Source organism: Pseudomonas sp. M5 (genome assembly GCF_016907075.1).
Classification (GTDB): Bacteria; Pseudomonadota; Gammaproteobacteria; order Pseudomonadales; family Pseudomonadaceae; genus Aquipseudomonas; species Aquipseudomonas putida_E.
In genome coordinates this window covers 2,944,505-2,959,032 of sequence record NZ_JAFBBH010000001.1, presented here as the reverse complement: position 1 = coordinate 2,959,032, position 14,528 = coordinate 2,944,505, and the positions used below count along the sequence as shown (strand labels likewise).

Below are 14,528 nucleotides of genomic sequence, written 5' to 3'. Positions count from 1 at the left end.
GTACGAATCGGCGAGGTTGCCGTCCCCAAGCCTTTGGCCATCACCTGGCCCGGTCGGTTCCCGATGCCTAGCTTAGCGCGACCGCGCACCCGAGCGGCAAGGATCCTGCGCGCCAGTGTGGTGGCGCTGGTGGGCATCGCCGGCCTGTTGTGGCTGGCTGACCGCATCTGGCCATTGCCCATGCCGGCAGATGATCTGGCGCGGGTCGTGCTGGCCGAAGACGGCACGCCCTTGTGGCGCTTCGCCGATGCCGAGGGCGTGTGGCGCTACCCGGTCAGCCCCAAAGAGGTTTCGCCTTTGTACCTGCAGGCGCTGCTGACCTATGAGGACCGCTGGTTCTACCACCACCCAGGGGTCAACCCGCTGGCGCTGGTGCGCGCGGCATGGCTGAACGTGCGCGGCGGGCGGGTTGTTTCAGGTGGCAGCACGCTGTCGATGCAGGTTGCGCGTTTACTCGACCCGCACGAACGCACGCTGGCAGGCAAGCTGCGGCAACTGTGGCGTACGGCGCAGCTGGAATGGCACCTGTCCAAGCACGAGATTCTGCAGATCTACCTCAATCGCGCACCCTTCGGTGGCACCTTGCAGGGCGTGGCGGCGGCCAGTTGGGCCTACCTCGGCAAATCGCCGATGCACCTCACGCCTGCCGAAGCGGCGCTGCTGGCAGTGCTGCCCCAGGCACCCAGCCGGTTGCGCCCGGACCGTCACCCCGCACGCGCCCAGCGTGCGCGGGACAAGGTGCTGCAGCGCCTGGACGAGTATCAGGTGTGGCCTGCCTGGCAGATCAAGGAAGCTGCCGAAGAGCCGTTATTGCTGGCCCCACGTAAGGAGCCAGCCTTGGCACCGCTGCTGGCGCGCCGCCTGAACACTCCCGGCAGCCCGCCGTTGATCCGCACCACGCTCGATGCCTCGTTGCAGCGGCGCCTCGAGGACCTGCTGCTGGGCTGGCGTGCCCGCTTGCCGGAACGTACCTCCGCGGCCGTGCTGGTGGTGGATGCGCAGAGCATGGCCGTGCGTGCCTACCTGGGTTCGATCGACCTTGCCGATGAGCGCCGTTTCGGCCACGTCGACATGGTCCACTCGCTGCGTTCACCGGGCTCGACCCTCAAGCCGTTTCTCTATGGCATGGCCCTGGACGACGGCCTGATCCATTCCGAATCGCTGCTGCAGGATGTACCGCGCCGCTATGGCGATTACCGGCCTGGCAACTTCTCGATGGGTTTCAGCGGCCCGGTCTCGGCCAGTTCGGCGCTGGCCTTGTCGCTCAACCTGCCGGCGGTGCAGTTGCTCGAAGCGTATGGGCCCAAGCGCTTTGCTGCGCAACTGCGCATGGCCGGCATGCCGCTGGCGCTGCCGCCATTGGCCGAGCCTAATCTGTCGTTGATCCTCGGTGGCGCAGGCAGCCGCCTGGAGGAGCTGGTGGGTGGTTATGCGGCATTGGCCCGTGGCGGTAACAGTGCACGGGTGCGTCTGCAACCGCAGGATCCGCTGCTGGAGCGGCGTCTGCTGTCACCGGGGGCGGCGTGGATCATCCGCCGTATTCTCAGCGGCCAGGCGCGGCCGGACCGTGACCCGCACGCGCAGTTGGTGCAACGCCCGCAGTTGGCCTGGAAAACGGGTACCAGCTATGGCTTTCGTGATGCCTGGTCGATCGGCGTCGGGCCGCGTTATCTGATTGGCGTGTGGATTGGCCGGCCCGACGGCACCCCAGTGCCCGGCCAGTTCGGCCTGGCTTCGGCGGCGCCGCTGATGCTGCAGATTCACGACCTGCTGACCAACCGTGACAGCCAGCGGGGCCTTGGCGTGCCGGTCGAACAGGTGCCCGCCAGCATTGGCGTGGCCGCGATCTGCTGGCCGCTGGGCCAGCCCATGAACCGGCAAGACCCCAACTGCAGGCGCCAGCGCTTTGCCTGGACACTCGACGGCACCACCCCGCCGACCCTGCAGGCAGCCGATCAACCGCTTGGGCTGGGTTTGCGTGAGCAGGTCTGGGTCAACGCGCGGGGGCTGCGGGTGGATGGCTCGTGCCCAGGTGCCCACGCGCGTGATGTCGCCCTTTGGCCGGCCCCGCTCGAGCCTTGGCTGGCGCGGGTCGAGCGGCGTGCGGCGCGGCTGCCGGCGGTGGACCCAAGCTGCCCGCCGCAGGTACCTGCCACGGCACCGCCCCTGTCTATCGTCGGTGTACGCCCAGGCGACAACCTGCGCCGCCCGGCCACCAGCAGCGAGCCGTTGCAACTGCAGGTTTCGGCCCTGGGTGGGGGTGGGCGGCGCTGGTGGTTCCTCAACGGCCAGCCCCTTGGCCAGACCGAGGGCCAGGGCAGCATGCGGGTGCGCTTTGAGCAGGCCGGGCAGATCGAGCTCAGCGCACTCGATGAGAGCGGTGAAACCGCGCGGGTGGCGTTCCAGGTCAGCGATTAGCCGTTCGACGTTTGCCGGGGCAGCACCTACGCTTGCTGGTGATGGGTGTGGCCGGCCGACCCCCCGGCGCCCAAGGGATCGTGGAGCGTCCTATGCGTCTTGCGGTCGTGCCCCTGTTACTGCTGACCTGGGCCAGCCTGGCCCTTGCCGAGCCGTTGCCGGCTTTTCTCGATACCCATGAATACGAGCGCCGCCTGCCCACCGCCAACCTGCCGGTAGATACCTATCGCCCCGTTACCCCGGCGCTGCATGTCGTGTTACCTGCTGCACCCGAGAGCTTGCCGTCAGATGCCCGATTCGTACTGCACAAGGTGCGCTTCGAGGGCGGTACGGTTTACCCGCTGAGTGAATTGCGTGAGCACTATCAAGCATTGATTGGGCACGAGATCTCCTTGGGTGATCTGCAGCAATTCACTGAGCGACTGACCCAGCGTTACCAGCATGATGGCTACCCGCTGTCGTATGCCTACCTGCCACCTCAGGACTTTGCCGATGGCCGTGTGCATGTGGTGCTGGTGGAAGGGTACATCCAGGGCTATGAACTGCTGGGTGATATCGGCCCGCCCGCGCTCTACCTCAAGCAGGTGACAGGACGCCTGCTGGCCGAGCGGCCACTGACCCAGGAAACGCTCGAGCGCTATGTCGGCGCGGTGCAGCGGCTACCGGGTATCAATGTGAAGGCTGAAGTGGCGGTGGGGCCCGCCCCTGAAGACGCGAACCGTCTGAAAATACGTGCGTGGCGCAGGCCAGTTGATGCTGGCGTGACCCTGAGTGACGGCAGCCGCGGGGACCTGCAGGCGCTGTTCAAAATCTCCAGCAATGGCCAGACACGCTTTGCCGAGCAACTGACTGCGAGCTTTCTGCTGCCGGCCGGTGACGAACACGTTGATTACCAGCGCCTGGATTACAGCCAGCCTCTGGACGCTCACGGCAACCAATTGCTGCTAGGCGCTGCACGGTACCGCAGTGAGCCGCGTACTCGTGTCCGGCTGGATGGCGGTGCCGACATCAATCAGCGCCTTGAGAGCGAGCGTTATTCTATTGGCCTCGGCCAGCCCCTGATGATTGCACCGAACGAATGGGTGAACGTGGCCGGGCGTTTTTATTCGGTCGGCGAGCACATTGAGTATCGGGCGGGCGGCTTACCCGAGTACGACACCTATGTTCGCGCGCTGTCATTCGAAGGCGACTGGCGCAAGGCAGATCCCGGTCGCCTGCGCATCGCCAGCGCCGGGGTCTATCAGGGTATGGATTATCTGGGGGCGCGTAGCGATGCGGACTACGACATGGACTTTCTGCGCTTTCGGATCGCCGGGCTGCAGAGCGACCAACTGTCTGAAAAGTGGCAGGGCGTCGTGTCGGCCGCAGTGCACTGGAGTGACTACAGGCTGCCCGACAGTGAGCGAGCGGTGTTTGGCGGGCAGCGTTTCGGCCGCGGCTACCCGAGCGACCAGGCCTCAGGTGACAAGGGCTGGGGTGTGGCTTACGAGCTCAACTACAGCATTATGGCTGGCCGTGCCTGGTTGCAACGGGTGCAGCCCTATGCGGTGCTCGATGCGGCGCACGCCTGGTACAACGGCGGGCCTTTCGAGGATGCGCACCTTAGTTCGGCAGCGCTGGGCGTGCGCCTGGCAGGCGGGCGATATGGCAATGTGGCGCTGGAGGTGGCCAAGCCGCTGGCGGATGTGGCACTGGACAGCCTGAACCGCCGGCCTCGGCTGATGCTGAGCGTCAGCTATCAGCTGGATTGAGCGTCGGGTCTTCAGGCCCTATCGGCGGCTGCCGGTGACAGGGCCTGTGAAGACCGTTTCACTCAATGGGTGGTGAACCGCTGGTGCACCGGCGACGAACTGGGTGTCAACGCAAGCGCCAGTTGCGTGCGGTTGTGCATATGGGTCAGTCGCAACACCTGCGAAACGTACAGCTTCACGGTGTTTTCGGTGATCCCGAGCTCGCAGGCAATCTGGTAGTTGGTCTTGCCTTTGCTCACCAGCCGGGCCACTTCCAGCTGGCGTGGTGAGAGCTTCTCGAAGGCGGCGGGCAGATCGCTCTCGCCCTCTTCGACATCGCTGGCGCGGCGGTGGACGCCCTGGCCCCGCGCTTTCTCCAGGTCCTGGTAAAGCTCATCGATGCAGCCCGCCAGGTCTTGCAACCGTTTGTTGAGACTGCCCAGGTTCTGGAAGTTGGATTTGCGCTCCAGCAAAACCTGCTCCTGGCGACGCACGCCTTCCAGCAGTTCGTCGAGGTCAACGGGTTTCTGGTAGTAATCAGCGAAGCCTTCGCGCAGCGCACGAATCACGTCCTGCTTGTCGGCTCGGCCAGTGAGCATGATCGCTTCGAACACGCGCTGGCGCCCGGCAATTTCTTTCAACGCCCTCACCAGTTCAATGCCATCGCGCTCGGGCATGTGCAGGTCGCACAGCACCAGGCCAATGGATTCATCTGCCACATAGCGCTCGATGGCTTCGTCTGTTGAATGCGCGGCCACGCAATGGTGGCCCTGATTTTCGAGATACTCACACAACTGTTCGACGATCAGGGGCTGGTCATCGACCACCAGAACCTTCACCTCGCTGAATGACTTGTTCACGATCAACTCCCTGTTCCTAAGCGGCCCTGCTCCCGGGCCAGACGCTCTGGCAGCTTAACCATAGACGCTGCTTGCGAACCTGTACAACGCATGTACAAGTTATCGGACAACGGGACTGATTATTGGATCCATACCGCTGTGAGCAGAAAGCCGGCCAGCACATAAGGCACGAAGGCTTGTTTGTCGCCCATTTGTTCGGTGAGCGCCTGCAGCCGCTTCTTTACCTTGGGGTTGAACAGGGTCCACAGGCGGCGGCGAGTCACCAGCCACAGCAACACGCTGACGCCGGCACCGATAAAGGTCCCCAGCACATACTGATGACTGGTCGCCAACGCCAGGGCGCCCATCAGCTTGACGTCGTCAGCGCCGAAGTGGCCGAGCATGTAGCCGGGCAAGGTCAATAGCATGACGATGGCCAATGCCCAGCCGGCATCGCTGGCGTCGGCGCCAATCCAGGTGTGGCCGGTGAAGAACAGCCAGATCAGCGCACAGGCTGCTACGCCCAAGGTCAGGACATCGGCGATCTGGCGTTCGCGAATATCCTGTTCAGTGCACAAGGCAAGCCACATCAGCAGAACAATGCTTTGCATTGGCAGGTCGATCCTTATTCGTTGAACACGTCTACCCGTTCAGCAGGTTTATCAACAGGGTAGACGCGATCTGACGAACGGGCTATGCCATGCTCATCTGGCCCTGCCTGGCGGGTAATTGCCCAGTACCTGGCCAACGGTCTTCTGGATGGCGCTGTTGCGTTCCTCAGGGCTGGGCGGGTAGTTGTTCATGATCTGCTCTGCACTGCCGCGCCAGACCAGCTTGCCGTCGCGGCCATCGAACATGTCGACCTGGATGGTCGCTACCTTGTAATCGACGCTACGGGTTTCGTTGTACATCGGCCCGCCCCAATAGCCACCCCAATAACCGCCCCAGCCACCACCGTAGTTGGTGGTGATCTGCTGCTGGCGTTGTTCGACGATCAGGTAGGCACGCACAGTGACATCAGGTTGGGCATTGCCTTGTGCCGGGCGCAGGCCGCGCTGGTCGAGCTGGTCGGCGACGGCCTGGCGGATCCGCTGTTCGGTGAGGTCGCTCTTGATACGCGGGTCATCCGGGCGGTAGTGCAGGGCCGGCTCTTGCCATGCCCAGCTGCGGTACGCGGCAAAGTCTCGGCTGGCGTCGAAATCCTGCTGGACGTTGTTGCTGGAGCAGGCGGCAAGCAACAGCACGAATGACAGTAGAACGAAGCGACGCAACATGATGGTTCTCCGTTAGGCATTAACTGGGAGGATAGCCGCTGAGTGCCTTGTGTACCGATTCGCGCAATGCGCTTTCGCGGTCACGCGGCGAGCTTTTGTCACTGCCGCTTTCAGCGCTCGCGCTCCACACCGGCTGGCCGTTGCGGGCGTCGAACAGGTCGATGCGCACCACCATCACTTCAACTTCGTAAGTGCGTACGATCGGCACGCTGCCATAGGCGCCGTAACCGTTGCGGTAACCGCCGAAACCGACACCGCCGTAGGGGGACGGGCCGTAGTAGGGGTCGTAGTAGTCATAGTCGCGTACCTGGCGCAAACGCCGCTCCAGGCGCATGTCGGCACTGACCAGCAAGTCGCCGGTCGCGCCCCTGGCCGGGCGCAGTCCATGCTGGTCGAGGGCGCCACTGACGGCATCGGCCAGTTGCCCCGGGGCGGCGTCAGCAGTGCCGCTTGGCAACTGGCCGTCGCGCCAGCTCCAACTGCGGTAACGGCCATAGTCACGCGGTGGGGCCGGGTAGGCACTGGCGTCGAAGGTGCTGGCCGCCTGCGCGGGGGCCGGCGGCAAGGGGCGGCTGCTGGCAACGTACGGGTTGCTGCCCTGACAGGCGCTGAGGGCAAGCGGGAGCAAGGCCAGGCACAGCAGGCGGTACGGCATGAAATCCTCCCGGCGGGTGGTTCAGCGAGGGCGGCACATCCAGTGCAGGTAGCGGCCAAGCCCGGCAAAGCTCGGGTGGCGGCGGTGGGCCAGTTCCATTTCCAGCAGGTCGAGCATCTCGGCCTTGGCCTGGAATTCCCTGGGCATGTAGTCGTGGAAAACTCGCACGCCACTCTCGGTTTCGACCTGCCACAGAGGATCAAGTTGCACCTTGAGCTCACGTGGATCAAGCGGTTTCTGCGGGGTGAGGCTCTGTTTTTCACCTTCCAGGCGGTTGCTGCGCAACTTGCGGAAATGGCCCTTGAGCAGGTTGCGATAAACCAGCGCATCCCGGTTGTAGAAGGCCAGGGACAACCACCCGCCAAGTGCGGTCAGTTGGTGCAGCACTGGCAGGATGCTCTCTGGCTCGGCCAGCCATTCGAGCACGGCGTGGCACAGCACCAGATCGTAGGGCTCGGTGAGCTGACCGAGCAGGTCCTGCCATGGCGCCTGGATGAACGTGGCGGTCTGGCCGGCATCGGCAAAGCGCGTGCGGGCACCTTCGAGCATGGGTGCGGCCGGCTCGGCCAGGGTCAGTTGGTGACCGCGCTCGGCCAGCCATAAAGCCATGTGGCCGAGCCCGGCTCCGATGTCGAGTACCCGCAGCGGGCGGTCGGGGAGGGCGTCGGCCAGGTCGGCCTGCAGCACGGCCAGGCGGATCGCGCCTTTGGCGCCGCCGTAGATCTTCTCGGCGAAGCGAGTGGCCAGCTCATCGAAGTGACGGTCGTTCATCGGGCGAAGCGCCTTTCGGTGTCGGCCAGCTTGGCCCGTACCACCTGCTCCATGTCCAGGCCCAGTTCGCTGCACAGCAGCAGCAGGTAGAGAATGACGTCACCTACCTCTTGGCCGGCGTGGGCGAGCTTGTCCGCAGGCAGTTGGCGCGATTCGTCTTCGCTGAGCCATTGGAAGATTTCCACCAGCTCGGCCATTTCCACGCTGGCGGCCATGGCCAGGTTCTTCGGGCTGTGGAAGCCGCGCCAGTCGTTGTTGTCACGGATCTGGTGCAGGCGTTGAGTGAGTTCTTGCAGGTTCATTGCGGTTCTCCTAGTGCCGCATAGCTTCCGTGCAGCCCCAATGCAAAGCAAGAGGATTCAAGGGGCCAAAGCAGCCTGCGGCCTTCAGAGCGAACCCCAGCGCCCGACCATGTGCAGCAGCTCACCGTGCCCATCCAGGCGCAGCTCACCGGCAGGGCCGGCGGCGCTGGCACTCAATACCACCTCCGAGGGCAACCGCACTGGCTTGCGGAAATCCACTTCGAAGGCATACCCGCTGCCTGGCAGGTGCCCACGCAGCGCTGCCAGCGCCATGGCCTTGCTCCACATGCCATGGGCGATCGCCCTGGGGAAGCCAAACAACCGGGCACTTGTGGCGCTCAGATGAATCGGGTTGTAGTCGCCACAGACTTTGGCGTAGCGCCGGCCAATATCGCTGTCGGCGTACCAGCGGGTCGTCTCAGGCAAAGGCTGCGGTTCGCTTTCCTCGCTTTCTTCGGGCTGCCCTTCAAGTTTCAAGCCGCGCACCAGCATGCGGCTGGTTTCGCGCCACAAAAGGCCAAGGCCATCTTCGGCTTCGGTGATCAGGTCGAATGTGCCGCCTTTGGCATGTGGCTGCAGGTTGTCGGCAAACACCGCAAAGTGCAGCCCGTCGATACCACCCAGGGGGCGCAGCACCTCGATGCGGTTGTGCAGGTGTACCAGGCCCAGCAGCGGGAAAGGGAAGCCGTGGGCGGTCAGCAACTGCAACTGCAGGTTAAACGCCATGATATGGGGGTAGGTGCCCGGCAAGCGGCCGTCATCGGTGAAGTGGCACAGATTGCGGTACGCCGCGAGATTGCCGGGCTGCATAGGGATGAAGCAGCGCAGGCCATCGGCTGGCAGGGCGTGGCCGCTGATCTTGCGTTTGCTGGCCGCGCGCAGATAAAGGCTTGCGCGTGAGTCGGGGCTGTTCAGGTCATGCCAGTGCCGGTTCATGCTCAAGCTCCCATCAATGCCTGGCCACAGACCCGCAGCGCTTGGCCATTCACCGCGCCGGAACCGGGCTGGCTGAGCCAGGCGATGGCCTCGGCGACATCCTGCGGGCGCCCGCCCTGGCCCAGCGAGCTCAGGCGCCGCCCGGCTTCACGCAGGCCCATGGGCATGGCGGCGGTCATGTGCGTCTCGATAAAACCGGGAGCCACGGCATTGATGCTGCCACCTTGGCCGGCGAGCTTGGGTGCCCAGGCCTGGGCAAAACCGATCAGCCCGGCCTTGCTTGCGGCATAGTTGGCCTGGCCGCGGTTGCCGGCGATGCCGCTGACCGAGGCCAGCAGAGTGATGCGTGCATCTGCGCCCAGGGCGCCGCCTTCATACAGCGCCTGGGTCAGTACCTGGGGTGCTTTGAGGTTGACCGCCATGACGGCGTCCCAGTAATCGGGGGTCATGTTGGCGAGGGTCTTGTCCCGGGTGATGCCGGCGTTGTGCACGACGATATCGATGCCATCAGGCAAGGCCTGGAGCAGTTGCGCGGCTGCGTCACTGGCACAGATGTCCAGCCCCAGCGCCTTGCCGCCCAGGCGGGCAGCGAGGGCATCGAGATCTTGCTGGGCCTGCGGCACGTCCAGCAGCATCACCTCGGCACCATCACGTGCCAAGGTTTCGGCAATGGCGGCGCCTATCCCGCGTGCAGCGCCAGTGACCAATGCCCGGCGCCCGGCGAGCGGCCGCGTCCAGTCTTCGACCTGGCTGGCACAGGCCTGCAAACGCAGCACCTGGCCGGAAATGAATGCGCTCTTGGGTGACAGGAAGAAGCGCAAGGCGCCTTCGAGCTGGCCATCGGCAGCTTCATCCACGTACAACAGCTGCGCCGTCGCACCGTTACGCAATTCCTTGGCCAGCGAGCGGCTGAAACCCTCCAGAGCACGCTGGGCGACGCTGGCCAGCGGGTCGTCGATGCCTTCCGGTGCGCGCCCGAGTATGACCACATGGGCGCAGGGTGCCAGGCTGCGCAGCAACGGCTGGAAGAATTCGCGCAACTGCTTCAGCTCATCGCTGTCGGACAGATGACTGGCATCGAACACCACGGCCTTGAGCTTGGGCCCCAGGCCAGCCACCCAGGCGGGAGCCTGCAGGCTTACACCATTGAAGCTGTAGCATTCGTCGGTCAGGCGTGGAGCGATGGCTTCGACCTGATTTGCCAGAGGCCCACCGCCGATGACCAGTGCGCCCTCCACCGGGCGCAGGCGCCCGGCCTGCCAGCGTTCCAGCGGTGCCGGGCGTGGCAGCCCGAGGGCATCGACGAAGCGGCGGCCGAGGTTGGAGTTGGCAAAGCCGAGATAGCGGTCGCTCATGTGCGGGTCTCCCTGAAGGCAAGCATTGAAGTGTGGACCAACTTTGTGAAGAGGTCGTTCGAATGCGGCAAAAACACCTAGGCTGTTCGGATCGAATTGTTTCAGGAGGAATTTACGCATGCGTTCACTTCGCCGGGTCGCGATTCTGGGCGGCAACCGAATCCCTTTCGCCCGCTCCAACGGTGCCTACGCCACTGTCAGCAACCAGGCGATGCTCACGGTCACGCTGGAGGGCCTGACAGAACGCTACCGCCTGCACGGTTTGCGCCTGGGTGAAGTAGTGGCCGGTGCGGTGCTCAAGCATTCGCGCGACATGAGCCTGACCCGCGAATGCGTGCTCGGTTCGCGGCTGTCGCCGCAGACACCGGCCTACGATATTCAGCAGGCGTGCGGTACCGGGCTGGAGGCTGCCCTGCTGGTGGCCAACAAGATTGCCCTCGGGCAGATCGACAGCGGTATCGCCGGTGGCGTCGACACCACATCCGATGCCCCGATCGGGGTCAATGAGGGGTTGCGGCGCATCTTGCTGCAGGCCAACCGCGGCAGGACTCTGGGCGAGCGTTTGAAGCCCTTCCTACAGTTGCGCCCGGGCCATCTCAAGCCCGAGCTGCCACGCAATGGCGAGCCGCGTACCGGGTTGTCGATGGGCGAACACTGCGAGCGCATGGCCCAGGCCTGGCAGATCGGTCGCGCCGAGCAAGATGAGCTGGCTCTGCTTAGCCATCAGCATCTGGCAGCGGCCTACGCCGAGGGTTGGCAGGATGACCTGCTGACACCGTTTCTGGGCCTTACGCGCGACAACAACCTGCGGCCGGACTTGACCCTTGCGCAGTTGAGCAAGCTCAAGCCCGCGTTCGACCGCAGTGGCTTGGGCACACTCACAGCAGGCAATTCCACACCGCTGACCGATGGTGCGTCGCTGGTGCTGCTGGGCACAGAGGAGTGGGCGCAGGCACAGGGCCTGCCGGTGCTGGCCTATCTGGTCGATGGCGAGACTGCTGCGGTGGACTTCGTCAAGGGCCAGGAAGGGCTGCTGATGGCGCCGGCCTATGCGGTGCCGCGGCTTCTGGCGCGCAATGGCCTTACCCTGCAAGACTTCGATTACTACGAGATCCATGAGGCATTTGCTGCCCAGGTGCTGTGCACGCTCAAGGCCTGGGAGAGTGCCGAGTTCTGCCGCGAGCGGCTGGGGCTGGATGCCCCCCTGGGTGCGATCGATCGGAGCAAGCTCAACGTCAAAGGCAGCTCATTGGCGGCAGGGCACCCGTTTGCGGCGACCGGGGGGCGGATCCTGGCAAACCTCGCCAAACTGCTGGCGACGGCAGGGAAGGGGCGAGGCTTGATTTCGATCTGCGCGGCGGGCGGGCAAGGGGTGACAGTGATCGTCGAGCGGTAACTGCCTGAAGGGCTGCAGGGTCGCGATGGCGGGTGTTAGGCTTGTCTGGTCAGAACTACAAGAACTCACCATGCCGATTATAGGACACCCCCGCGCCATCCCTGCCCTGGTCCATTTGCCCAGGCCGCTCTATGCCCGTGCTGAAAGCTTGGGGGCCGGCTCCTGGACCACCCGCCACAGCCACGACTGGGTGCAGTTTTCCTATGCGATCAGCGGCGTGCTGGGTGTCTACACGCGTGATGGCAGCTATTTCGCGCCGCCGCAGTGGGGCGTGTGGATCCCTGCCGACGCCGAACATGAAGTGGTGACGTCCGGGCGGGCGGAAATGCGCAGCCTGTACATTCGCCGCGACGCTTGCCCGTGGGCTTCGGCGCAGTGCCGGGTATTGGAAGTGACCCCGCTGGCGCGTGAGTTGATAAAGCAGTTTTGCGTGTTCCCGCCGCACTATCCCGAAGGCGACAGCGTGGAAGGCCGCTTGGTCTCGGTGCTGCTCGACCAGCTTCGTACGTTGCCTGAAGTGGGGTTTTCCCTGCCACTGCCACGGCATACAGGCTTGCTGGCGCTGTGCAACAGCCTGATAGCCGCGCCGGATCAGGTGCAGACCCTGCAGCAGTGGGCCCGCCAACTGCAGTGCTCGGAGAAGACCCTCATGCGCCTTTTTCAGCGAGAGACGGGGTTGAGTTTTCGCAACTGGCGTCAACGCATGCGGCTATTGTCGTCGCTGGCGCTGCTGGAGACGGGGGCGAGCGTGACCGAAGCGGCGCTGGGCTGTGGCTATGACTCGACGTCGGCCTATATCGCCGCCTTCAAGCAATTGTTTGGCTCGACACCGGGTGAGTTGACGTTGTAGCAGGGGTACCGGCCTCTTCCCGATAACTCGCGAAGAGGCCGGTGCAGACAACCGGTCAGGTACGGAAGCGTCGTACCAGCGAATCCAGCTCATTGGATAACCCGGCCAGGCTTTCCGAGTCCTGCCGCGCCGCCTGAGCCAGGTCGGCCACCAGCTGCGCATCACCGTGAATCTGGCTGATATGGCGGTTGATGTCTTCGGCAACCTGGTGCTGTTCTTCCGCTGCGGTGGCGATCTGCGTGTTCATGTCGCGGATGATGTCCACCGACTCGCGTATCTGGCCAAAGCTGTCGCGGGCCAGGCCAATGCGGCTGACCGACTGCTGCGACACTTCCAGGCTGGCATGCATCTGCTCGGCCACTTCGGCGGTACGGCTGGCCAGGTTGCCAAGCAGCCCGTCGATTTCAGCAGTGGAATCGGCGGTGCGCTTGGCCAGCGCCCGGACCTCGTCGGCAACTACCGCAAACCCACGGCCCTGTTCGCCGGCGCGGGCGGCTTCGATCGCAGCATTGAGCGCCAGCAGGTTGGTCTGTTCGGCAATCGAGCGAATGGTACCGAGGATCGACTGAATGGCATTGCTGTCGCGCTCCAACTGCTGAATCGACTGCGCCGATTGCTCGATCTCCTGGCTCAGCCGGTCGACACTGCTGACGGCCGCATCGATCTGCTGCTGGCCTTCGCGGGCCTGTTGCTGGCCGCTGTCGGCCGATTGCGCGGCCTGGCTGCAGGAGCGGGCAACCTCGTTGGCGGTGGCGACCATTTCGTGGAATGCGGTGGACACCATGTCCACCGCTTCGCGCTGGCGCCCGGCGGCCTCGGCCATGTCGCTGGAGACCTGAGTAGAGCTGGTGGACGTGCTGAGGATCTTGCTCGCCGCCGCGCCGATGTGCTGGATCAGGCTGCGGATGGCACTGAGGAACTGGTTGAACCAGCCGGCCAGTTGCGCGGTTTCATCACGCCCACGCACCTCCAGGTTGCGGGTCAGGTCGCCTTCGCCCTGGGCGATGTCTTCCAGGCCACTGGAAACACTGTTGATGGGGCGCACGATGAGTTTGGCGAAAGTGGCACCGACCACGGCGAACAGCGCGGCCAGCACCAGCGCGACGCCGCCGATGAGCCAGGTCAGGCGGGTAGTGGTTTGCATCACTTCGCTTTGTTGGATCAGGCCTATGAAGGTCCAGCCGAGTTTTTCGTCGGGGTAGACGTTGGCCATGTAGCGCACGCCGCCAATGTCGACTTCAGCCAAACCCTTGCCGGCCTTGGCCAGCTCGGCATAACCGTCGCCTAAGCTGGCCAGCTGTTTGAAGTTGTGACTGGCATCGCGCGGGTCGACCATCACGTTACCGTTGTTTTCCATGAGGATCAGGTAGCCGCTTTCGCCCAGCTTGATCTGCTGGACGATCTCGGTCAGGCCCTTGAGCGATACGTCGATGTTGACCACGCCACCGGGGCTGCCCAGCTGGTTGGCAACGGTACGCACGGTGCTGACCAATACGGCATCGTCGCCGGCCCAGTAGTAAGGGGCGGTGCGCAGGGTCTTGCCAGGGTTGGCCATGGCCGCCTGGTACCAGGGGCGGGTGCGCGGGTCATAGTTGCTCATGTTCGGGTCGCCTGGCCAGAAGGCGTAGCCGCCGTCTTGCAGGCCATAGGACACGTAGGCGTAGTCCGGGTGGCTCTTGGCCAGGCGCGTGAACAGCTCGAACAGTGTCTTGTCCTGTTCGCTCGGGGTGATTTGCGCGGCGTCGGCGCCTATGTGTTTCTTGACGTTGTCGCTGCTACCGGTGACCTGCGGGAGGCTGGCCAGGTAGTCGACGTTCTGGGTGATGCCCTGGAAAAACAGGTTCATCGCGTTACTGACCTGGCGGATTTCCCGGCTGCTGCCGTCAAGAAAATCCTCGCGGGCTTCGCCGCGCAGGTTGATGACCACCAAGGTGGCTACGAGGACGATGGGCAGTGCGGCGATGACCGCGAATGCCCAGGTCAGTTTCTGTTTGATGTTCAT

Annotated in this window: 13 protein-coding genes; 4 read left to right on the top strand and 9 right to left on the bottom strand. The window is 64.3% G+C overall.

Annotation, left to right across the window (positions count from 1 at the left end; translation table 11 throughout):
• The first annotated feature begins 63 nt into the window (after positions 1-63).
• Together pbpC and JOE27_RS13495 are read left to right on the top strand one after the other, a co-directional pair.
• A complete protein-coding gene (gene pbpC, locus JOE27_RS13500) occupies positions 64-2,418 on the top strand; it encodes a peptidoglycan glycosyltransferase PbpC (protein ID WP_204918966.1) in 2,355 nt (784 codons plus the stop codon).
• Positions 2,419-2,510: 92 nt separating this feature from the next.
• Complete coding sequence (locus JOE27_RS13495) at positions 2,511-4,169, top strand: ShlB/FhaC/HecB family hemolysin secretion/activation protein (RefSeq protein ID WP_204918964.1); 1,659 nt, start codon at positions 2,511-2,513, stop codon at positions 4,167-4,169.
• A gap of 62 nt (positions 4,170-4,231) precedes the next feature.
• On the opposite strand, the gene JOE27_RS13490 is transcribed toward JOE27_RS13495, so the two are convergent.
• The 8 genes from JOE27_RS13490 to JOE27_RS13455 all read right to left on the bottom strand — a co-directional run bounded on the left by JOE27_RS13490 (position 4,232) and on the right by JOE27_RS13455 (position 10,280).
• Positions 4,232-5,008: a response regulator transcription factor gene (locus tag JOE27_RS13490; RefSeq protein ID WP_046787882.1), complete on the bottom strand. Its 777-nt coding sequence runs from the start codon at positions 5,006-5,008 to the stop codon at positions 4,232-4,234.
• Positions 5,009-5,127: 119 nt separating this feature from the next.
• The gene (locus JOE27_RS13485; protein WP_115273809.1) at positions 5,128-5,598 is read right to left on the bottom strand and encodes an A24 family peptidase; all 471 of its coding nucleotides are present in this window, start codon (positions 5,596-5,598) and stop codon (positions 5,128-5,130) included.
• A 93-nt stretch (positions 5,599-5,691) separates the two neighbouring features.
• Positions 5,692-6,261 carry a DUF4136 domain-containing protein gene (locus tag JOE27_RS13480; protein WP_174142009.1) on the bottom strand — a complete coding sequence of 190 codons (570 nt, stop codon included), beginning with the start codon at positions 6,259-6,261 and terminating at the stop codon, positions 5,692-5,694.
• Between the two features lie 19 nt (positions 6,262-6,280).
• Positions 6,281-6,916, bottom strand: coding sequence for a DUF4136 domain-containing protein (locus tag JOE27_RS13475; protein ID WP_115273810.1), 636 nt, complete (start codon positions 6,914-6,916; stop codon positions 6,281-6,283).
• 21 nt (positions 6,917-6,937) lie between these two features.
• Entirely contained in the window at positions 6,938-7,687 is a 750-nt protein-coding gene (locus JOE27_RS13470; RefSeq protein WP_204918962.1) for a methyltransferase, read from the bottom strand.
• On the bottom strand, positions 7,684-7,989 hold the full coding sequence (locus JOE27_RS13465) for a MazG-like family protein (RefSeq protein WP_012316385.1): 306 nt from the start codon (positions 7,987-7,989) through the stop codon (positions 7,684-7,686). Before JOE27_RS13465 ends, JOE27_RS13470 begins: the two co-directional genes overlap by 4 nt.
• Positions 7,990-8,073: 84 nt before the next feature.
• On the bottom strand, positions 8,074-8,925 hold the full coding sequence (locus JOE27_RS13460) for a MaoC/PaaZ C-terminal domain-containing protein (protein WP_115273811.1): 852 nt from the start codon (positions 8,923-8,925) through the stop codon (positions 8,074-8,076).
• Between the two features lie 2 nt (positions 8,926-8,927).
• Positions 8,928-10,280 (bottom strand): 3-oxoacyl-ACP reductase, encoded by a 1,353-nt coding sequence (locus tag JOE27_RS13455; RefSeq protein ID WP_046787858.1) that lies wholly within the window; start codon positions 10,278-10,280, stop codon positions 8,928-8,930.
• Positions 10,281-10,398: 118 nt separating this feature from the next.
• Here JOE27_RS13455 and JOE27_RS13450 point away from each other — a divergent pair, with 118 nt between their 5' ends.
• Positions 10,399-11,676 carry an acetyl-CoA C-acetyltransferase gene (locus tag JOE27_RS13450; RefSeq protein ID WP_125925040.1) on the top strand — a complete coding sequence of 426 codons (1,278 nt, stop codon included), beginning with the start codon at positions 10,399-10,401 and terminating at the stop codon, positions 11,674-11,676.
• A gap of 70 nt (positions 11,677-11,746) precedes the next feature.
• On the top strand, positions 11,747-12,526 hold the full coding sequence (locus JOE27_RS13445) for a helix-turn-helix transcriptional regulator (protein ID WP_046787860.1): 780 nt from the start codon (positions 11,747-11,749) through the stop codon (positions 12,524-12,526).
• Positions 12,527-12,581: 55 nt separating this feature from the next.
• On the opposite strand, the gene JOE27_RS13440 is transcribed toward JOE27_RS13445, so the two are convergent.
• Positions 12,582-14,528, bottom strand: coding sequence for a methyl-accepting chemotaxis protein (locus tag JOE27_RS13440; protein ID WP_204918960.1), 1,947 nt, complete (start codon positions 14,526-14,528; stop codon positions 12,582-12,584).